The organism is Hymenobacter rubidus, assembly GCF_016734815.1.
Lineage (GTDB): Bacteria > Bacteroidota > Bacteroidia > Cytophagales > Hymenobacteraceae > Hymenobacter > Hymenobacter rubidus.
The window spans coordinates 1-19,883 of record NZ_JAERQF010000050.1 but is presented as its reverse complement, the minus strand read 5'-3'; the positions used below and the strand labels follow the sequence as shown (position 1 = coordinate 19,883).

The 19,883-nt window shown below is 60.7% G+C and carries 18 protein-coding genes; 10 read left to right on the top strand and 8 right to left on the bottom strand.

Features of this window, described 5'->3' with window-relative positions; all coding sequences use genetic code 11:
• Positions 1 to 70: 70 nt before the first annotated feature.
• Both JKL48_RS21580 and JKL48_RS21575 read left to right on the top strand, forming a co-directional pair.
• Positions 71 to 694: a response regulator gene (locus tag JKL48_RS21580; protein WP_201987245.1), complete on the top strand. Its 624-nt coding sequence runs from the start codon at positions 71 to 73 to the stop codon at positions 692 to 694.
• Between the two features lie 117 nt (positions 695 to 811).
• Positions 812 to 3,862 carry a LamG-like jellyroll fold domain-containing protein gene (locus tag JKL48_RS21575; protein ID WP_201987242.1) on the top strand — a complete coding sequence of 1,017 codons (3,051 nt, stop codon included), beginning with the start codon at positions 812 to 814 and terminating at the stop codon, positions 3,860 to 3,862.
• Positions 3,863 to 4,119: 257 nt separating this feature from the next.
• Here the strand turns inward: JKL48_RS21575 and JKL48_RS21570 are convergent, their stop codons facing one another.
• Both JKL48_RS21570 and JKL48_RS21565 read right to left on the bottom strand, forming a co-directional pair.
• Positions 4,120 to 4,389: a hypothetical protein gene (locus tag JKL48_RS21570; RefSeq protein ID WP_201987240.1), complete on the bottom strand. Its 270-nt coding sequence runs from the start codon at positions 4,387 to 4,389 to the stop codon at positions 4,120 to 4,122.
• A 184-nt stretch (positions 4,390 to 4,573) separates the two neighbouring features.
• Positions 4,574 to 5,218 carry a hypothetical protein gene (locus JKL48_RS21565; protein ID WP_201987238.1) on the bottom strand — a complete coding sequence of 215 codons (645 nt, stop codon included), beginning with the start codon at positions 5,216 to 5,218 and terminating at the stop codon, positions 4,574 to 4,576.
• Positions 5,219 to 5,404: 186 nt separating this feature from the next.
• On the opposite strand from JKL48_RS21565, the gene JKL48_RS21560 reads away from it, so the two are divergent.
• Entirely contained in the window at positions 5,405 to 6,016 is a 612-nt protein-coding gene (locus tag JKL48_RS21560; RefSeq protein ID WP_201987236.1) for a recombinase family protein, read from the top strand.
• A gap of 130 nt (positions 6,017 to 6,146) precedes the next feature.
• Positions 6,147 to 6,323, top strand: a complete 177-nt coding sequence (locus JKL48_RS21555) for a hypothetical protein (protein ID WP_196283547.1) — start codon at positions 6,147 to 6,149, stop codon at positions 6,321 to 6,323.
• Here the strand turns inward: JKL48_RS21555 and JKL48_RS21550 are convergent.
• Positions 6,292 to 6,885, bottom strand: a complete 594-nt coding sequence (locus JKL48_RS21550; RefSeq protein WP_201987234.1) for a Fic/DOC family protein — start codon at positions 6,883 to 6,885, stop codon at positions 6,292 to 6,294. The two genes, JKL48_RS21555 and JKL48_RS21550, sit on opposite strands and share 32 nt — an antisense overlap.
• A 70-nt stretch (positions 6,886 to 6,955) precedes the next feature.
• Between JKL48_RS21550 and JKL48_RS21545 the strand changes: the two genes are divergently transcribed.
• A complete protein-coding gene (locus JKL48_RS21545; protein ID WP_201987231.1) occupies positions 6,956 to 7,375 on the top strand; it encodes a hypothetical protein in 420 nt (139 codons plus the stop codon).
• A 497-nt stretch (positions 7,376 to 7,872) separates the two neighbouring features.
• Here the strand turns inward: JKL48_RS21545 and JKL48_RS21540 are convergent, their stop codons facing one another.
• Entirely contained in the window at positions 7,873 to 10,857 is a 2,985-nt protein-coding gene (locus JKL48_RS21540; RefSeq protein ID WP_201987229.1) for a Tn3 family transposase, read from the bottom strand.
• Positions 10,858 to 11,089: 232 nt separating this feature from the next.
• Between JKL48_RS21540 and JKL48_RS21535 the strand changes: the two genes are divergently transcribed.
• The 3 genes from JKL48_RS21535 (at position 11,090) to JKL48_RS21525 (ending at position 14,867) form a co-directional block, all read left to right on the top strand.
• Positions 11,090 to 13,411: an amylo-alpha-1,6-glucosidase gene (locus tag JKL48_RS21535; RefSeq protein ID WP_201987227.1), complete on the top strand. Its 2,322-nt coding sequence runs from the start codon at positions 11,090 to 11,092 to the stop codon at positions 13,409 to 13,411.
• Between the two features lie 111 nt (positions 13,412 to 13,522).
• Positions 13,523 to 14,137, top strand: coding sequence for a recombinase family protein (locus JKL48_RS21530; protein WP_201987225.1), 615 nt, complete (start codon positions 13,523 to 13,525; stop codon positions 14,135 to 14,137).
• Between the two features lie 109 nt (positions 14,138 to 14,246).
• On the top strand, positions 14,247 to 14,867 hold the full coding sequence (locus tag JKL48_RS21525) for a hypothetical protein (RefSeq protein ID WP_201987223.1): 621 nt from the start codon (positions 14,247 to 14,249) through the stop codon (positions 14,865 to 14,867).
• Between the two features lie 34 nt (positions 14,868 to 14,901).
• Here JKL48_RS21525 and JKL48_RS21520 read toward each other — a convergent pair whose 3' ends face one another.
• The 3 genes from JKL48_RS21520 to JKL48_RS21510 all read right to left on the bottom strand — a co-directional run bounded on the left by JKL48_RS21520 (position 14,902) and on the right by JKL48_RS21510 (position 17,405).
• Entirely contained in the window at positions 14,902 to 15,258 is a 357-nt protein-coding gene (locus JKL48_RS21520) for a hypothetical protein (RefSeq protein WP_201987220.1), read from the bottom strand.
• A 33-nt stretch (positions 15,259 to 15,291) separates the two neighbouring features.
• On the bottom strand, positions 15,292 to 16,053 hold the full coding sequence (locus JKL48_RS21515; protein WP_201987218.1) for a ParA family protein: 762 nt from the start codon (positions 16,051 to 16,053) through the stop codon (positions 15,292 to 15,294).
• A gap of 137 nt (positions 16,054 to 16,190) precedes the next feature.
• The gene (locus JKL48_RS21510) at positions 16,191 to 17,405 is read right to left on the bottom strand and encodes a replication initiation protein (protein WP_201987217.1); all 1,215 of its coding nucleotides are present in this window, start codon (positions 17,403 to 17,405) and stop codon (positions 16,191 to 16,193) included.
• 910 nt (positions 17,406 to 18,315) lie between these two features.
• On the opposite strand from JKL48_RS21510, the gene JKL48_RS21505 reads away from it, so the two are divergent.
• Together JKL48_RS21505 and JKL48_RS21500 are read left to right on the top strand one after the other, a co-directional pair.
• Complete coding sequence (locus JKL48_RS21505) at positions 18,316 to 18,588, top strand: hypothetical protein (RefSeq protein ID WP_201987215.1); 273 nt, start codon at positions 18,316 to 18,318, stop codon at positions 18,586 to 18,588.
• A 201-nt stretch (positions 18,589 to 18,789) separates the two neighbouring features.
• Positions 18,790 to 19,467 (top strand): recombinase family protein, encoded by a 678-nt coding sequence (locus JKL48_RS21500; RefSeq protein WP_201987213.1) that lies wholly within the window; start codon positions 18,790 to 18,792, stop codon positions 19,465 to 19,467.
• Between the two features lie 67 nt (positions 19,468 to 19,534).
• On the opposite strand, the gene JKL48_RS21495 is transcribed toward JKL48_RS21500, so the two are convergent.
• Complete coding sequence (locus JKL48_RS21495; RefSeq protein ID WP_201987211.1) at positions 19,535 to 19,819, bottom strand: hypothetical protein; 285 nt, start codon at positions 19,817 to 19,819, stop codon at positions 19,535 to 19,537.
• Positions 19,820 to 19,883 lie beyond the last annotated feature (64 nt).

The window sequence follows — 19,883 nt, the reverse complement described above, 5'->3', positions numbered from 1 at the left end:
GCCGTTGTCGCATCAAAATGCGTTAGGGGCGCGCGGCACCGGCCGGTACCTTTGCCCCATGCTCAGCACCGTGCCCCTCGCCATTATTGAAGACCAGCCCTCCATCCGGGAGACTTACGCCGCTTACCTCTGCGCCCAGCCCGAGTTCGACTGCGTGGTGGTGGCGGGCTCGGTGGAAGAGTTTTTGGCCGCGCTGCCCACGGCGGGGCGCCCGCCTCGGCTGGTGCTGAGCGATATTGGGCTGCCCGGTCTGTCGGGCATCGAGGGCGTCTCGCGCATCAAGCGGGTGCTGCCCAAGGCCGACGTCGTGCTCATCACCGTCTACAGCGACGCCGAGCGGCTGTTTCAGGCCCTGTGCGCCGGAGCCGTGGGCTACCTGTTGAAAACCACGATGCTGCGCGACGTGAAAACCGCCCTGCTGGAGGTCCTGGACGGCGGCTCGCCCATGTCATCGGCCATTGCGCGGCACGTGGTGCGGCACTTCCAGCCCGCGCCTTCCCTCACCGAGGTCCTCACGCCGCGCGAGCTGCAACTGGTGCAGGCCATCGAGGAAGGCCTGAGCTACCGCCTGGTGGCCGAGCGAATGAGCATTTCGATAAACACCGTGCGCACCTTCATCCGGCGCGTGTACGAAAAGCTGGAAATCAGTTCCCGAACCGAATTGCTGGCCCGCCACCGTACGGGCCGCAGTTAAGAAAAACAACTCAAAAAAGGCGGGTGTGTCGCATGAAAATGTGACAAATCAGGAGGGAACAGGCTGCGATATTTGTGTGGCCAACGGGCTTACTGTTGGCTTACTGCCTTCCTTGCCATGAAAGCCCTCTACCTGCTCCTGCGCGGCCTAACGGTGGCCGTGCTCCTCTTCGCTCCGCTGCTGGGCCGGGCGCAGGCCACAGCGACCCCGGTGCTGACGGCCCCGACCGACGCTAGTTTTCTGAACACCGCCACGCCGACTTACACCGGCACGGCTCCGGCCAACAGCACCGTACGGGTGTACGTCGACGGCTCGGTTCTGCCGACCACGACGACGGCCTCGGCCAGCGGCAACTGGACGCTGGCCCAGCCCACGGGTCTTTCACAAACCAGCCACAGGGTTTGGGCCACGGCGCAGACCACCGGCTTAGCCGTGAGCGCCCAGTCTGCCACCATTACCTTCACCGTGGACACGGCGGCACCCTTACTCCTCCTCAACTCGCCCGCCGGGGCCAGTGGCAGCACCACCCATTCCACGCCGATTCCGTTCGAGGTATCCACCATTGAGGACGTAACCGGCTCGGCCAGTAACATTCGCGTGACCAACGGCGTGGTAACCAGCGGGCCCACCGGCAGCGGCTATGGCCCCTACTCGTTCACGGTGACGCCGACCACCCCCGGCACGGTGACGACGGTGACGCTGTTGGCCGGGGCCTTCCGCGACCGGGCGGGCAACCCGAGCGCGGCCCAGGCGCCGTACTCGCTCACTTACGTGGCGGGATACACGGCCACCCCCGTGCTCCGCACCCCAGCTAACCTTTCTGACCTGTACGCTCCGCACACGTTCACCGGGACGGCCCCGGCCGGCAGCACCGTGACCGTTTACCTCACGCCCATCGGCGGCTCGACGCAGAACCTGGGCACCACCACGGCCACCAGCGGCGGCAGTTTCAGCTTCACGCCCGCCTCGCCGCTGGCCTCCGGCGATTACAACGCCTACGTCACGGCCCAGAGCAGTGGTTTGTTGGTCAGCTCCAACAGCAACACCAATCGGTTCAGGGCCATCAATCAGGCCGTGTACGGCAGCAACTCGGCCAGCCAGGCCAGCACCGACCCCGTCATTCAGGGAAGCACCGACCAAGCCATCCTGCGCGTGGCCATTGCCATCACCGGCGGCACGGACTATCCGCTCAGCCTGCAGGCCATTACGTTTACAACCGGCGGTAGCACGTCGCCCGCCGACATTACGTCCGCTCGCCTATACTATGGCAACGCTTCCTCCTTCAGCCCGTTGTTCGGGGCGATTGGCTCGGTTTCCAACCCCAATGGCAGCTTCACCATCAGTCTTCCCAGCAACACCTCCTCCACTACCCTGATGGGGAACACCTACTACTACTATTTGGTGTACAACGTGGCCACCGCCGCGCCGGCGGGCAATGTGCTCGACGCCACCCTAACCAGCGTGACCGTCAGCGGCCAGACCTACGCGGCCACCGTCTCGGACCCGGCGGGCTCCCGTCCCATTGTGCAAGCGAGCCGGACGGCGGGCACAGCGCTGCATTTCGCCGGCGGCAGCACGCCCGGCTACGTGGCCTTCGGCACGGCCGCGGGGGCGCAGCTGAGCGGCTACTACACCCAAACGGCGTGGATTAAGCCGGCCCTTGGCACGGGCAGCGCCACGTACTACGTGCTGGGCAATGGCACCGGCACCACGGCCGCCCCCTACCTCTCCGTAACCGACGACGGCCGCCTCGGGGCCGGCTTTGGCACAGGCAGCGGCACGGGCAGTGGCACGGTGCTGGCGCAAACGGGGCCCAACGTCGTGGCACCCAATCAATGGCAGCACATCGCCGCGACCAAAGACGCCACCACCCTGCGGGTGTACCTGAACGGGGAATTGGTAACCAGCTTCACCTCCAGTTTTGGAAGCAGCGGCACCCGCGTCAACTTCGTGGGCAGCGCGGGCACTTCCGGCACCGGCTTTTTCCCCGGCGACATCGACGAGGTGAGCCAGTGGCAGCGGACGCTGAGCCAGTCGGAACTCCGCCAGCTGCGCCACCTCACGCTGCGCGGCTCGGAGCAGGACCTGGTGTCGTACCTGCAATTCAACGAAAGCGGCACGACGGCCACCGACTTCGTCAGCAGTTCGATGGGCACGCTCACGGGCGGCACGCGCCCCAGCAGCACCGCCCCGGTGAGCTACGGTACCAGCAAGTTGTTGTCGGTAACGGGAGCAGGCAACTACACGTTTTCCGGCACCAATGCGGCCATCAACTTCAGCACAACTGGCGGTGCGTCCTACGACGTGGTGGTGAGCCGCCTTGAGGGCTTGCCCTTGGGCACCCAGCCCAGCGCCCCAGGCCTGAAGAAAATCTATACCCCGGCCTATTGGATAGTGGACCGCTACAGCACGAGCGCCTTCGCCGCCAACATCACCTACACGCTCAGCCCCACCGACATCAGCCCCGCGGATGCCGCGAATTTCGCGAACACGCTGCAGCTCTTTAAGCGGGGCAGCAACGAGGACGGTGTTTTCGGCGAACCCATTGCGGCCAACGCGGCCAACGCGGCGGCTGGCACCGTGCGGTTCCCGGTGACCTCCTTTAGCCAGACGGTCATCGGCACCTTCGGTACGTCGCCGCTGCCGGTGGTGCTGGTCCGTTTCACGGCCGCGCAGGAGGGGGACGTGGCCCGGTTGCGCTGGACGACGGCGCAGGAACTCAACAGCGACTACTTCGCGGTGGAAGCCTCGGCCGATGGGCGCAACTTCCACCCGATTGGGACAGTAGCGGGCCAGGGCACCACTTCCGGCCCGACCGATTACGAGTTCCCCGACCCGAAGCTGCTTGCCTACGGCGCCCCGCTGCTCTATTACCGGCTGCGCCAAGTAGACCGCGACGGCACGAGCCGCTACTCCCCCGTGCGCACCGTGACCGTGGCCACCACGCCCGTGCTCACGCTGTTCCCGAACCCCACCACGGGCGCCGCCACGCTCACCGGCGCATGGCCGGGGGCTGAAGTGAAGGTGTACGACGCGCTGGGGCGCAAGGTGCTGGCCACCGCGGCCGATGCCGCCGGCAGCGCGGCGCTGGCATTGCCCTACGGGATGGCCACGGGCGTCTACGTCGTGCGCATAGGGACCAGCGCGCTGCGCTTAAGCGTGCAATAAGCAATCGGTCCGTTAGGCCCCCCGTGCATCGAAACGTCCCCGGCCAGGGACGGGGACGTTTTTGTTGTCGTGGTGCACCACTGCTGTGCTTGCGTGTGCCATGTCCCGGTACAGCCCGAACGTAAACGCAAGTGAATCCCTCGTTTTGCTGGCCGAGCCGGCCACGGACGCGGTAAATCGCGTCCGTCCAGCGCGCATCAAACGACTACCTTTCCAACCGTTTACTCAGACAGCTTTTTTCCCGGCTATCAAGCCTATTAGGCGACGATTTGAGCGGTAAGCCCAACAATTTGCGTTTCTAGCTTGTCGCTCTGACCCAATGATGGGCTCTGACTGACAAGCGCATCTTTTTCCCCTTCCGCTACCCTGAGCGTTTCAACGGCATCGACGGAAAGGGCCGTTCCGTTCGCAAAGACCAGCTGATGGCCTTCGACCACTTGCCCGACAACTGTTCCGACGAGCACCCAGCCCCGGCTGGCGAGCCAGAAACAATCCTCAACGGCGAAGGTGCCAACGTGCTTTTGCATGGCAGCAAATTAACCCTCCTTTGCCTGAAAGGCGGGCGATTCCCACCCGTTTTGGCGGGCCGGCGCCGGCGTGGCTTATATTCCGGCGCTCGTATATTGGCCGCGCCGGCGCCGGTTCGCCTGAATATACGAGCGCCGGAATATAAGCCACGCCGGCGCCAGCTGTTTCGACCGTTTCGCTGAACTAAGCTGGCTGAATGGCTAGAGCGGTTGCTGTAACCCGGATATGGTCGCCGTTTTTTAAATATAGGCGCATACTCTCGTTGTCGTATTCCAAACTCAGGATGGCATAGCCGTGCTCGGCGATGATGTTGAAATTGGTTGCCTCGCACGCGGTGACGCCGCTCAGGGATATCCATGATGGCCCAGCCGCGCTGCGTAATTCCACGAATGCCGTGCCGTTGCTCCATTCCATTCGAAAACTCGCCACCGTCGCTTCCTGCTCCAAGAGTACTTGGAACTCGGGGCTCAACGGGACGGTGAACAAATGTTGCCGGGCAAAGTAGACGGCCGCTTCTGCCGTCGGAAAGGGCCATTTCTTATAGTTGCCAGCGTCCGCAACGGTATAGTCCCCCTGAAAAAAGTACAGGCAGGGAAAGTCAAAGCTGTAGCAGCGCGCGTAACCGGCAGGACGCTCTAGGCATAACCGGCCCATGCTCAGATAAGGCCGCCACTGCTTGAGTTCTGCATCAGCGCGGCATAAATCCAGCAGTTCAATTGCCTGGGTTGGGTTAGAAGTCGCCACGGCTTGGGTCAGCCGATTGCGTATCCGCGTCCATTCCTGGTCCACTGGCGGGTGGGCCAACTTCCTTTTGATACGTTTCCTCATGCGCTCGATGGACTATGCTCCAAATCAAAGAAACGCTCCATTTCGTGAACGACTAAACTAAACAGCCTGCAAGTTCTGCACAGGCCTTGGACAAAAATTTGCTGCCGTTGTTGAGTTTACGAAACCCGTCTACCAATCAAAGTTTACGAAACTGCGTTAGGAGATGAGTTTCGTAAACTCGACTGCATGAAGATTGGCTACGCCCGCGTCTCCACCCGCGACCAAAACTTGGAACTCCAACTCGACGCCCTGACCCAAGCCGGCTGCGAACTCATTTACCAGGAGAAGGCCTCCGGCGCCTTGGCCGCCCGGGTCGAACTCGACAAGCTTTTGCTGCAGGTGCGCCCGGGCGACACGGTCTACATCTACAAGCTCGACCGGCTGGGCCGCTCGCTCAAGCACCTGCTCGACCTGGTAGCTGACCTGCAACGCCGGGACATCGGCCTCATCTCCCTGACCGACGCCATCAACACGTCGTCCGCCCAGGGCCGGCTCGTGCTCAACTTGTTCGCCTCGCTCGCCGAGTTCGAGCGCGAGCTCATCCGCGAGCGCACCTTGGCCGGGCTGGCCGCGGCCCGCGCTCGGGGCCGCGTCGGCGGGCGCAAGCCCGGCTTGTCGGAAGGGGCCCAGCGCACGGCCCGCGCGGCCGAGTTGCTATACAAGGCCCGGGAGCTCAGCGTCGACGACATGGCCCGGAGCCTGCGCATTTGCAAGGCCACTTTTTACAAGTACTTGCACCACCGCGGCGTAGCCTTGCACGTCCAGCCCTTGCCCAGCCCGGTGACCACCCCGGACTGAGCCGCGGTGCGGCGATTAGGGGCGCTATTCTCCGCATTTGGTGCGGCGATTGGCCGCGCTGCCGGGCGGAGGCGGCGTGACGGAACTTCGCCCGTACCTTTGGGCTTCTGCTTACGCACGCCCCTTTGCCATGAAACTCCGCGACCGCTTCCGCCAGCTACAGGACCCCGCCGTGGTTAAGGCCATGGTCGTGCGCTCGGTGTACGCCTCGATGGCGCTAGAGAACCAAACCGTCTCGCTGGACCGTTTGGAAGCGCTCTATGAGCAAACGGGCCCTACGTCTCCAGCGGGCGCAGCTGGGCGCTGATCAGCGCTTGCAAAGGGCCCAACTCGTAAGCGTCCGCGTGGCGAATCGCTTGTAAATACTCGGTCCGCCCGGCGCCGTTTTCGCGGTGGTACAAGACCACGTCTTGGTAGCCGTAATTGTACGCCAACAGGTTGGTGAACAAGCGCGCAGTCCGGCCGTTGCCGTTGGTATAGGGGTGAATGGCCACCAACCGGTGGTGCGCGTAGGCCAGCAGGGCCGCCACCTGTGCATCCGTGGGCACCACTGGCAGCAGGGACTGCCGGTGGCGCAGTTCGTCAATGAACTCGTAGAGCAGTTGCGGTACCCGGTGGGCTGGGGGCGGCAGGTACGCGCCCACATTGGGTACCTGCGTGCGCCAGCGCCCGGCCCAGTCGTAGAGGTGGCCGAAGGCCCGGCGGTGCAGGTCCTGCAGCAACGCGACCGAAAGCTCCACGGGGTACTCAAATTCTTCGAGCAGAAAGCGCTCGACCCGGGTCACGCCGAGTGCTTCCTGTTCGTTCAGGGCCGCCTTGTCCGTCAAGCCCAGCAAATTATCTTCCGGTGCGTCGGTATAGTGCCCCATGGCGCAAAGGTAGCGGGTCTGAAGAGGTAAGAAAACGCCCGTTTAGGAAATGGAGCCTTTATTTACTACCATGAATGCACCAGAAGCTAAAATGCCGACACCCGGTGAGGCATTGCTTCGAACGGGCTTGCTTCTCTCATTCAGCGTTGGCTTCCTCTTCTTGTTTTGGTCGCAGTATGCGTTGTATTGGCACCCCGTGAACACCCGGGCCACCGTCGTGGCCTTATCCCCCAGGAGCGTGGAGTACAAATTCTACGTTCCCTCGCGCGATAAGACGTTGTTCTTTCGAAGAGAAATTCAACTTCATGAGTCACAACGATTGCAGGGGCATACGCAATTGGAAGTGGTGTATCCGGCTTCTAATCCGGATGAAGTGTACGTTCTCGCGTTGCAGCGGCCGTTGCCGGTATGGTTTTATCTGGGGGTTCACGCGCTGTGCGTGGTCGCCTTCCTCCGCAGTTTAACCGTTCTACACGGGTCGATGAAGTAAAAGCGCACGGTTGACGGCTAATGCCCAGAAAATACAGCCTGAACAAGCTGCTACCACAGCTTCCCTTTTGCACCTGACAGGTTTAGCCAAACGGTGGAAAGGGGAGCGGTTGGAGTGCCGTGGACGCGGTAAACCGCGTCCGTTTGCGTGCCAGCCTCATTGCGGCTGATTTCCCCGGCTGCCGTGGGCGAAGACACGGATGAGCCGAAGCGCCGGTCGCCGCGCCGGTCGCCGCGCCGGTCGCCGCGCCGGTCGCCGCGCCGGTCGCCGCGCCGGTCGCCGGCGGTGAAAGTAACGGGGGCTCGTCACTTGGCAACAGCCGTTCGAAAAATCTCCCGCCGCCCGCCCGAAAAAATCTGCCTTTACGACGACTCCGGGCCCGGTCAGGGCCCAGCGGGTCGCCATTCAGAAACCGGTGGGATTCCGAATCAAGGGCAACACATAGACACTAATGTCCTCTATTAGGGGTTCTCCTTCCAAACGGGCGGATTTACACGCTAAGCCATCGGGTCGCTGGGGTGGCGGAGCGGGCGGCGGTGCAACGGGTCGAGGTGGGCCGGGTTGGCAAAAGAGTATTTGCCGAGCCGGTTGATGTGCTCGTAGCGGCTGGGCGATAAGTACTCGAAGTGGGCTTCCTCGACCGGGTACCCTTCGGCGCGCAGTTGCTGGAGGACCTCTTGCATATACACGGTGTTCCACAGCAGCACGCAATTGGTGAGCAGCGTCAGGCACCGGGCCGCTTCGGCTTGGGCCTGCTGCTGCTTGCGGCGGATGACGCCCTCGCTGCCAAACCAGAGCCAGGCGCGCAGCGCGTGCAGCTCTTCGCCCTTGTTGAGTTGGGCGTGGATGCGCTGGCGCAGGGGCTGGCTTTGCAGGTAGCGCAGGATGAAGCGAGTCTTAATGAGTTGGCCGTAGGCCTGCAGCACGTGGGTCAGGTGGTTTTGGCGGGGGTAAGCCTGCAACTTGCTGAGGAAGAGCGAAGCCGTGACGCGTCCGGATTTAATGGAGCCGGCCAGCCGCAGCAACTCGTCCCAGTGCCGGCGGATGTAGTCCGGGTTGAGCGTGCCCGTGAACTTGAGGTTGGGATAGGCCCAATCCTGGCCCCGGATTTTGTAGAGCCGCTGGTCCGAGAGGTCCCGCATGCGAGGACAGAAAAATAGGCCCAGCAGGTCAAACAGGGCGAAAATGAGGTCTGAGTAACCCGCCGTATCGGTCGTGTGCTCGGCAATGGCCAGGTCGGTTTCGTTGTCGACGATTTCATCCAGGACCACCGTGGCATCGCGCAGTGTCGCCGGCACCACCTTGCTACCGTACTGGGCGTACTGGTCGGAGGAATGGGTTTGCATCGTTACGCCCCGCCCGGTGCCAAAATAGGTGGGCAGCGCGCGGGCGTTGCGCACCTTGCCGCTGACGGCAAAGCGCTGACCATCCGAGGAAGAGAAGGTGCCATCGCCCCAGTAAGAAGCCAGCCACTGGCGGTGGTGCTCGTTGACCAGCAGGGTGTTGGCCGCTTTCAGCGTGTCCTCCCGCAGGTAGTTGGTGGCCGTCCACCACAGCGACTGGTACGGCAGCGTGGCACTGCGGGCCATGTCGGCGAGGGGAATGTTGCAACCCGTGGCCAGCAGCGTCGCCAGCAGCCGCGTGTCGTGCTCGTCGCCGCGCGGGGCGTGTTCCAGCCCGGGCAGGTGCGCCGTGAAGCCCAGCCAGGCGTTGACTTCAACCAGGATGTCGGTCAGGTCTACGGCCGGCAGGCGGCGGCCGATTTCCTGCTGCAGCGCCTGGGCCCCGGCGGGCACGTCTTCAGCGGCCGGCCGCGTCACCACCAGCTCGCCGGCTTCCAGGCGCACGTCGCCGCCGGTATCCAGTAGCGTTTGCATCGGCCCCAGCAAGTCGGCCAGCTCCTGCACGCGCTCGGCGAGTCGGTCCGTAGTCACGGGCGGCAAGCCCAGTTGGGCGCACAGCTCGGGGCGGGCCTGCTCCCATTCCGCGGGTGGGATGAGGTAGCTGCTCAAGTCGGCGTAGCGGTGCGACGGGGCCACGTACACGTCGCCCGAGCGCAGCCGCTCGCGCAGCGTGGCCAGCACGGCCAGCTCGTAGGCCGGCCGCTGCTGCTCCGCGCTCAGCTGGTCCCCCAGCACGAACTTGCGCCAGGTCGGTTTGAGGAAGCCGGTCGGGGCCTGCGCAGGCAGCTTGCGCCGCCGACCGGCCTGCAACTCGCTGACCAGCCGCAGGGCGGCCCCGAAGTCGTCACCGGCAAAGCCCTGCTGGAACCCGAGCTGCTCCAGCAGCCGGGGCGTAAACTGTTTGAAGAGCGGGTATCGCTTGGCCAGGAAGCTCAGGTGCGAGTGGCGAGTCGGGTAGAGCATCGTTTGCACGGCCTCCCACGCCAGCACCAGGTCCTCGCGCGGCACCTGGTCGTAGATGCGCGGGCGTACCTGTCCGGCCGGGGTCTGGTCTTCGTCGAGCACGATTTCCACCGCCTGGGCCAGCGTGCGCAGGGCCGTATCCTTGGCCGCCGCGACCTGTTGCTGGTACTGGTCGTGCGCCCGGCGGGCCTTGGCCAGGCTCTGCTCCCAGAAGGCATCGACCATGCTCAGCACCTCGTCGGTCAGCGTCAGGTAGCTCTCGCGCACAAATGCCACGAGCACGGGGTAGCGCTTGGCGGCTGGCAGGCGCTCCAGGTGCCGATTCGAGCGGCTGCGGGCCAACAGCGCCAGGCGTTTCTGCCGGTTCGGGTGCAAACTGCTTACGTCCCAGCTCGCCACGCCGAGGCCGTCCAGATAGCGGAGCTTATCCAACGCGGTCACGATGGCCGCCGGATTGCTGACGGTAGCCGGCTGCACCAGCCAGCGGTGCCTGGTCAGCTGCCGCCCCGTTTCGGGCACCAGCAGCGCATCCAGCTGCTGGCGCACCTCGTCCGTGAGTAAGGGGGCCAGCCGCCGGTAGGTTTCCTGGGTGGCCAACTCGCTGATGCCCCCGACCAGGCGTTCCAGCGTGCCGATGGCCGGCCGCACGATGCGGGCCTGGTGCAGCTTCAGGCACGTCATGGCCAGCAGCGCCCGCTCGCCGTCGTGCTCCAGGGCGCGCTCCACCAGCCACGGCTCCAGCCAGGCGGCATCCAACGGCTCCCATTTCCGGTACCCCAGGTGCAGCAGCACGGCCAGGAAATGGTCGCTGCGGGTTTGTTGCCGCGCGCCGTAGTCGGCGAGGAGCACGGCGTCCGTCGTCAGCTGGGCGGCCACAAAAGCCACGGCTTCGGGCGGCAGCTGGCGCGCCCAGCCCTCGGGCAGAAAGCCCATCAGCCGCAATACGCCCACCTGCAAGGCTAAGCCCAGCCGGTTGGCCGCGCCGCGGAAGGGAAGTAGAAACGTGCGGTCGGCTTCCGTCAAGTGGAAGTGCTGGCGGATGTCGGCTTCGAGCAGCGTGGCGGGCACGGTCTGGTAGCGCAGGCGCTCGGGGGTGGTGAGAAACTCCTGCGGCATGGGGTATCAAAAAGGGGCGGCAAAACCACCCGCGTTTTGGGGGGCGGGAAGGCCGATTTTACGCCCCAAAAAGTAGCTTTGCAAAGGAACTCCTTTTTGATACCCCACATACCCGACTAACCGGCCCCCGTACGTGGCCCTGTAGGCTCGCGTCTCCACCCGCAACCGGGAGGACCCGGAAACGCAGCGACGGCCGCTGCGCGGGTTTTACCACGCACTTTTTCCTAAGCCCATGCTTACCCTACTACGCCCTTCCACTTGGCTGCTGCTGCCTTTCCTGCTCGCCTTGGGCTGCACCCAAACCAGCCCACCCCGTACCCTGCCCGTGACTGCGCCGCCCGATGTCCTCGCCACCTTGCCCATTGCCGTGCCCCGTGCGGCGAACCGCGTCGCCTCGTTCAGTAATAAAGTGGCGGCCTTCTACTGCGCCCAGACCCACGAGGTCACGCACCCGGAATACAGCTGGTTCGAGGGCCTGAACGTGGCCAAACAGCGCGTGTTTGGCGGCTATGACTTGTTTGTCGACGGGCAGCTGCTCGACAACCGCCAGGCAGCCGTCACCGTGTACCCCGAAAAGCTGGTGCGCCAGCACGGGCCCCAGTTGCAGGAAGAACTGTGGCTGTTCGACGAGAAAAACCTGCTCGAAGTGGACCTCACCGGGGCCAGCCAGCCGCTGGGCATCCAGCTCAAAGGCGACAAGGTGCGCCTGCTGCGCCAGCAGGGCGACGTGGCGTTATTCTCGGCCCGGGAAGGCTCCTTCGTGCTGGCCGTGGCCGCCCGCCAGCCCGGCCCGCTCACCGTGCAGGACCAGCGCGTCGTGGCGCCGGGCGACGGCTTTTTCATCGCCTGCGGCCGGGACGAAGCCGATGCCCTGGCCCTGCTGCGCGACGGCCAGCAGCACAGCGCGGCCCTGAAGCGGGCCCGCCAGCAGCGCCTGCGCCACCTGCTGGAAGCCAACGCCTACCTCACGTCGAGCAACGACTCGCTAACCCGGGCCCTGCGCTGGCTGGCCCTCACCACCGACCAGCTCGTGACCCGGCAGCAGGGCGACGGCATTTACGCGGGCCTGCCGTGGTTTAACGAGTACTGGGGGCGCGACGAGTTTATCTCCCTGCCCGGCGCGGTACTCGTCACCGGGCAGTTTGCGACCGCGCGGCAGATTCTGCGCTCCTTTGCCCAGTACCAGGAGCGCGACCCCCAGTCCAAGTTCTACGGCCGGGTGCCCAACATCGTCAACCCGAGCAACATCGACTACCACACCACCGACGGCACGCCCCGCTTCGTCCTGGCCCTGCAGGACTACGTGCGCTACTCCGGCGATACAGCTTTAGTGCGCGAGCTTTACCCTACGGTACAAGCCAGCATCGCGGGCGCGCTCCGGCACTGGACCGATGCCAAGGGCTACCTGCTCCACGAAGACAACGAGACGTGGATGGACGCCCGCGATGCCAACTTGGTGTCTTACACCCAGCGCGGCAGCCGGGCCAACGACATCCAGGCGCTCTGGTACCAGCAGCTGCGGGCCGGGGCGTACTTCGCGGCCCTGCTACACGACGGGGCGAGCCAGGCCCGCTGGAACCAGCTGGCCGAGCAAGTCAAAACGCACTTCGCCCAGGACTACCGCGATGCCGGGCACGACTACCTGGCCGACCGCCTCGACCACCAGGGCCGCCCCGATTTCACGCTGCGCCCCAACCAGCTCTTTGCCCTCGACCTGCTCCCAGACCCCGCCTTTACGCGGCAGGTGCTACGCAAAAGCTGGACCGAGCTGGTGTATCCCTGGGGCGTGGCCACTCTTGACCGGCACGACCCCAACTTTCACCCCTACCACCTCGCGCCCGGGTACTACCACAAAGACGCGGCCTACCACCGGGGCACCATCTGGCCCTGGCTCAACGGCATTGCCATGCAGCGCATGCTCGAAGCCGGGCAGGTTGAAACCGCCTGGCGGCTCTTCGTCAACACCAACCGCCAGGCCCTGACCCGGGGCGTGGTGGGGGGCCTGAGCGAAAACCTGGACGCCTATCCCCATCCGGGCCAGCAGTGGCCCAAGCTCACTGGCGCCTACCTGCAGGCCTGGTCCAATGCCGAGCAGCTGCGCGTGTGGTACCAGTACTTTCTGGGCATCCGGCCCGATGTGCCCAACCACCTGCTCACGCTGGCCCCCCGCCTGCCGGCCGAGCTGACGGAGCTGAGCTACCGCTTCACCGTGGGGCAAAGCCAGGTGGCGGGTCACTACCAGGCGGCCCCCACGCCCACCTACTCGTACACGTTTGCGGACGGCGCGCTGACGGCGCGGGTGGACGTGCTGCCCTTTGAGCCGGTGGCAGTGGCGGTGCCGGCGGGAGCTACCCTGCGCGTGACCGCCGCCCGCCAGCAGCTCACGCTGCAACTGCTGGATAAGCAGGGCCAAGTCCTGTCGACGCAGACGGCCACTCCCTCGGCTGCCCGGCTGGCTCGGCAGCAGCAAGACGACCAGGTGCTGGCGCGGCTACCCTTCTGCCAGCCGCTGCCCCTGAGCAGCCACCCCGTACTGAATGCCGCCAAAAAATGAAGGTCCGCGCCCCTGGACTGGCACAGCTTCGGATGATGACCACGCTACGTGAACCCCCACGGGGTTAATCCTTCTGGACAACTACTTGCTCCCAGCTTCTAACCCACCGCCATGCCGGCTCACTCAACTGCCCCACTCAAGCGCGTAGGACTTTACGCCCGCGTTTCCACTCTCGACAAGGGCCAGGACCCCGAAACGCAGCTGCGGCCGCTGCGCGAGTACGCCCAGCACCGGGGCTTCGTCGTGGTGGAAGAGTATGTCGACCAGGCCTCGGGCACCAGTGAGGACCGGACCCACTACAAACGCTTGCTGGCGGCGGCCAAAAAACGGCAGCTCGATGCCGTGTTGGTCTGGCGCTACGACCGCTTTGCCCGCTCCACGCAGGCGCTGGTCAACGCGCTACAGGAATTTCAACGGCTGGGCGTAGACTTCATCTCCTACCAGGAAAACATTGATACCACCACGCCCACGGGCGAGCTGATTTTCCACGTCATGGCCTCGCTGGCCCAGTTTGAGAGCGCGCTTATCAGCCAGCGCGTGCGCGCCGGCATGGCCCGCGCCAAAGCCCAGGGCAAGCACGTGGCCCGTCCCCCGCTCGCCCAAGCCAAGCAGGAGGCCATTGCGCAGCTCCTGCGCGAAGGCCTGTCCATGAACCAGGTCAGCAAGCAGTTAAACGTGGCCTACGGCACGGTTTACAACTATGCCCAGAAGCTAAAAAGTGCTTAGCGTGTAAATCCGCCCTTTTGGAAGAAGAACCCCTATTAAGCCACTATTTGGTTAATTTTCAATCAACATTGATTACATTTGATTGAAAATTAACCCGTCTTCTTTTTTCGTGGCTTACCACAAACGTCCGGCGCAGGCGCGCGCCTGCGCCCACTGCGGCGCCGTCTTTTCGGCCGCCCACAAAAGCCGGCGCTACTGCAGCTCGTCCTGCAACACGCTCGCCTGGCGCGCCCGCCGCGCCCTGGCGGGCCCCCTGGCGCCGGCTCCCCGCGCCGTCCCGGAGGCCCCACCCGCCGCCGAGGCCGGGCCGCAGGCGCTGGATTTTTCCTTCCGCAACGTGGGGGTCATTGCCGTGGGCACGGCCGTGGGGCAGTTGGCCGTGCAAGCCGGCACGTACGCGGTGCGGGCCCTGGCCCGCCCGGCGCCCGACGCCTGGGTGCCGGCCGAGCTGCGCGGGTCCACGGGCCTGCGCCAGTGGGTGCAGCTGCCGGGCTGGCCCGCCGCGCAGCTGGCCGTGCAGGGGGTGTACCGCGGGCACGTGTTCCACTACTGCGCCGCCGCGGGCGTGCTCTTCGGCGAAACCACCGCGGGCGCGTGGCTGCCCATCGCCTCCCGTGCGCAGTTAGACCACCTGCTGCCGCCGGAACGCGTGCGGCCGTTGGTCCCAGCGTATCCCTCCCCTACCCCGCCGGCCCTGCCCGCGGCGGGCACTTACGATAACAGCAAGTAAGCTGGTCCCAGAAGCACCGGTTATGTTAAATTAGTTACTTCATGTTAGGAATCTTCTTTTTGAGTTTCTCTTTTGCCTTAGGTGGCAGCTCACGATTTGCCTCAGGCTTATCAGCAAAAAAAGCTGTGAGAGCTTCCTCTAAGATATCTTGAATCTCCATGCCACCCCAGCATTCAAATTGCTTGAGGCGCAGAAAGGTCTCAGGGGTTAATTGGTTAGTAAATGGCACCTTGGCTTTTGACATTTCCTTCATTGGTGAAGGCGTCTCTGCTCTACTGCTCATTGTAGTCTGAGCAGGTAAGTCGTAAAGCAATGCGTCTGCATCCCGTGCTGGAACGGACTCAACCTTGGTCATATTGCCGACCATGCTCATCTTGCCTGACTTTTTCATATTTATCATATTTATGATATGTATGAGATTTACCTACTTGAGCTTTTGTAGGATTTCGCTTGTTAAGTTCTTATAGTCCAATGCGCCATTGGACTGAGGGGCCCAAGAGAAAATACTTTGCTGCATACTCTGGGACTCTGGGAGAGCCACGTTCTCACGAATCGTTGTTTGCATGACTAAAGGCCCGAGAGTGGGGTCGTCTTGCAATTGTTGTACAACTTGATGGTGGAGAGCTCGGCGATATGATGAGGCATATTCAGTGAAGAAAATTCCCCCGACGCGGAGCTTCGGATTGAAGTTCTTCTGCAAGCGCGAGCACATATCTAATAGTGCTGTCATTCCTTCGTTGCCAAAGAATTCTGGATGCAAAGGCACAAAAACTGCTTCACTAGCTACCAAAGATGCCACCGTCAAAGCTGCAAGTGAGGGCGGAGTATCAATTACAACATAATCGACATCCTTAACCCCCGCCAGCTGGTCTCTTAGAAAGAAAATATAATCAGGCTGGGTGCCAAAGACCTTCTCTTGCTGTGCTAGAGAACGTTCGGCCCGAACTAGTTGCAAGTTTGGACCAACACGGTAGAGTGCTTCTGCTAGGCTTACTTTCTCTTCTAGTACCTCACCAATATGATGTCTTCCGGTGGGCACCTTAAACGTTTTGCTAGCATTGGCTTGTGGGTCACAATCAAGCAAGGCTACTTGAAAGCCTTGTTCCCCTAAAGCGTGGGCTACACATAATGCGGATGTGGTTTTTCCCACACCACCCTTGTTATTAGCAAAAGAGAGAATATGCATGAATGAGGAGGTTGCTTAAGCCGCAAAGCTAACTAAAGCCATCAACATCATACATACTATAAATACATATTTTTCATAAATATGATAAATATGTGTGCTCCACCGCTTACCATATTTATCATCCATAAAGTCATTAACTAGTCTTTGACTAACCAATCCACTCCGCTTGCATCTTGAATTCTTCGGAAACCCTGTGATAGATACACGAGCTCTACATTCTCTTCGAATGTTGCTCCTTTAGCCAGGCCCTTACGTTGCATGAGCTCATAAGCCTCGCGAACTTCTGCTAGCTTGTAACGCAGCACTTCTGCAACAGCTTTCGTGTTTTTGCGAGTAGCAGCTTTCTGACGTACTTCAAGTGACTTCCGGTAGTCCTCGAGTGCATGCCCTTTGGTAATGGCAGTAAATACTGCCCCGGCAAGGCTGCTGATTTTGCCTTTGCTGCTTTTGACTCGTTGTTGGCTAACAACAAATAGTACGTAGGCAGGGTCAATTTCTCCTTGCTCTATAAGGGCATTAATCGTTTCAATGCTACTTGTTGAAACGCCAACATCTACCAATGCCTTTTGCCACTCACTCAGTGGCAATGCAGAAGGCAGCAACGCCTCGCTGCCAACGGGTGTGAACCGAAAACGAATTTGTTCGACTCCCTTGCCAGTGCCCCGCAAAAGGTCGTATTCGAAGGCCAGATTGGTTTGAGCAAGCTCCGACTTAGCCCGGTCTAATACCCGCATTTTGAATAATGGAAACTGCTTATACTGCCCCTCCAAATCCAAAAGTCGTTTGAGGTCATCAACGCGGACCGTCCGAGAGCCAAAGCTCCCATATTGCTTAAGGAGCCAGTAGATTCGGTAGGAGTGAGCGCTCTTAAGCTTTAGCAGCTGCATTAATTGAGCTTGCGTAAAGTTCCCTTCATTAAGCTGAAGTAGATGTTCACGGACCCGGTCATTGAACCTAACAACGAGGGCTCTTTCCTCGCTGCTATAATCGGCGTAAGCCATCAAGGGAGTGTTGGAAAAGCTAGGAGCATCCTCAATTGACTTGCTGGTTCTCTTCTTTTTGCTTGGGCGCTCAATGTAGATGACCCGGGAGGCCAGCAGTGCACACATATCCTTGAGTTGCTGGTAGTCATTACTACTTGGACGACGGCCCGATAACGCGACAACTTCTGTAACTGGAATGTGCATTTCACTGAATTCGGTATCATCTCTATGAATCCGAGACAGCATCGCCATAAACAAGCGCATTTCTAAAGTAGTGAGCGCAAAACGGGCGTTCACTAAATCGTTGCGTTGAACAACTAGTTTATTAGTACTCTCTAGCTTAGGATTTTCGAACAACGCAACTTGCATAGGACGGTGGGGTAGGGGCCGATTACTATGCAATCTATTACAAAAAACTGTTCTGTAATAGATATTCGTGCTTTTAGTAATAAGAGGTTGTATGCAAATCGTGCTTCTAGTAATACTCCTTCGTGCTTTTTGTAATGCTTGTTCGTGCTTTTTGTAATAGCTAATTCGTGCTTTTTGTAATATTTTTACTATGTTTTATCCTGGATATCAATAGCTTACGCAGACTATAATATAGGTAATACTATAAATAAAAAAAACGACCGTTAAAAAAGAGGCCGTTTTGATTTGTTTATTTTTTTCGTTTTTGAGCAACTCAACTCCAACCTATTACTGCAAAAAGGGCTTGTTGCGGCCAAATGTTTTTTCGTGCTTTTTGTAATAGCATATGCAATCATATTACCTGTAAATAATTGTCTACCAATGGAATTGCTGGTAATTCAGCTTGTTCTTGTGGATTAGCTATTACAAAAAGCACGAAAGCCACGCCAAAAGCAAGTTAGCCGTTCGAGAAAGTGTCTGTATTACAAAAAGCACGAAGGGCATCTCTTTTTGTAATACATATTAGTCGTGCTTTTTGTAATAGAAGTAGGTAGGAACTTGAGCACTCTATTTGGATAGCAGCAAATTGACATGGCTCTGAGAACGCCAATTTCCTAATACCGCTTTAGAGCCTTTTAGTAGTTGCAATCCAATTAGATAAGGGTATAAAAAAGTACTAAATTGCGTAAATGATTGTACTACTTTATACTTATCACCGTACTTGATTTCAACATATTACGTGCCTGTCACTACGGATTTGAAGCGGATAATTGTGTCGCGTTTCAAGGCCCGTAACTTGCCCGCTAAATTGCTGATTCCTTTCCGCGCCTGTCTCACCGGAGCCCACGGGCAGCCTGCCGCCTGAACGACCATGAAGACCCTGGCCGACATTCTTGCCACCACCCTTACGCTGGCGGGCGAGGTGCAGGTCCGCTTTGACGCCCGCCGGCGCACCGACCCGCCCGAGACGGTGCGCGGCCGCTTCTTCCTGCTTCTCGACGAGGGCGACCCGGTGGTGCTCGGCGAAGTCGTCTACACGGTCGCGTTCCTCACCCAGGCCCACGAGTACCTGCTCCACGCCTACGTGGGCCAGGATGCCGAAGAGCTACTTAATCGCCTCGCCGAGGCCGAACCCGACTTATAAAACCTATCCTTTCTCTCCCCTTTGCGCCCCCTGCGCGCTTGGCTGGAGCGACCTTGCTCGTTGCCGGTACGCCTATCAGCAGCTCGTAGCTCGAAGTAGTAGGCCGCACAGCACAGCACAGGAGGGGCTGTTATAACGTTTGTTGAACGAGCGTTTGAAAAACGTTATAGGCCGTAGCTTTGCCAGAAATCGCCCCCGACCATGGCTGCTGCCCTTCCTTCTTACGTGCCCTACTTCCGCGTGAGCACCGCCCGCCAGGGCCAGTCCGGCCTGGGGCTCGAAGCCCAGCAAGCCGCCGTGCGCGCCTTCGTCCAGGACCCGGCCCAGCTGCTGACCGAATACGTCGAGGTGGAGAGCGGGAAGAAGAACCAGCGGCCCCAGCTGCTGGCGGCCATCGCCGAAGCCAGAAGGGTAGGGGCGACGCTGCTCATTGCCAAGTTGGACCGATTGTCGAGGAACGCGGGGTTCATCTTCGCCCTGCGCGACTCGGGGGTGGCCTTCGTCTGCTGCGACATGCCCGACGCGAATACGTTGACGGTAGGCCTGTTCGCCGTCATCGCCCAGCACGAGCGGGAGACGATTTCCAAACGCACCAAGGACGCTCTCACGGCCAAGAAGGCCCGGGGAGCCAAACTGGGCACGCCGGCCAACTTGACGAGGGAGGCCATTGCCAGGAGCCAGGTCGTACGCCAGGAAAACGCCCGCACCAACCAGCAGAACCAGCAAGCCACCCGACTTGGAGGACTGTTGCACGCCCAGGGCCACACGCTGCAGCAGATTGCCCACGAACTCAACGAAGGCGGCTACCGCACGCGAAGAGGGAAGCTGTTCCTGCCCATGTCCGTGCAACGGCTGCTACAGCGACAAATGGCATCATGAAGCCTTTGTATTGAGGATTTATACTTCACCCTGCCTCTTCAACAGTTTCTGCTTGACATAACGTCTTTTATATCAATGGCGATAGGTCTATATCTGCACCTGGGCGCAGCACAACGCCTGTTTCCGTGAAGAAAGAGTTGGCACGCTGATTTCGCCCTTCATTGAATTGTGGCTGTGCTTTGTTAGCCACATAAGCCCTTCGCACCCTGTATTGCTCTAAGTCGTGTGAGGCCCTGAACTCAGTTATTGTGGCCTGCACTTGTCCAACAGCACCTTTTAGCCAGTCTCTTTTCTTGTCTTTTAGTTCGACAAAAATGATATTTTCTTCATAGAGTAAAATGAGGTGGTCCATTTACGCTGGACAGTTTAGGGCGTTAAGTTGAAGGAGTTGTTGGTGAGTGTGATACGGCGTCTGG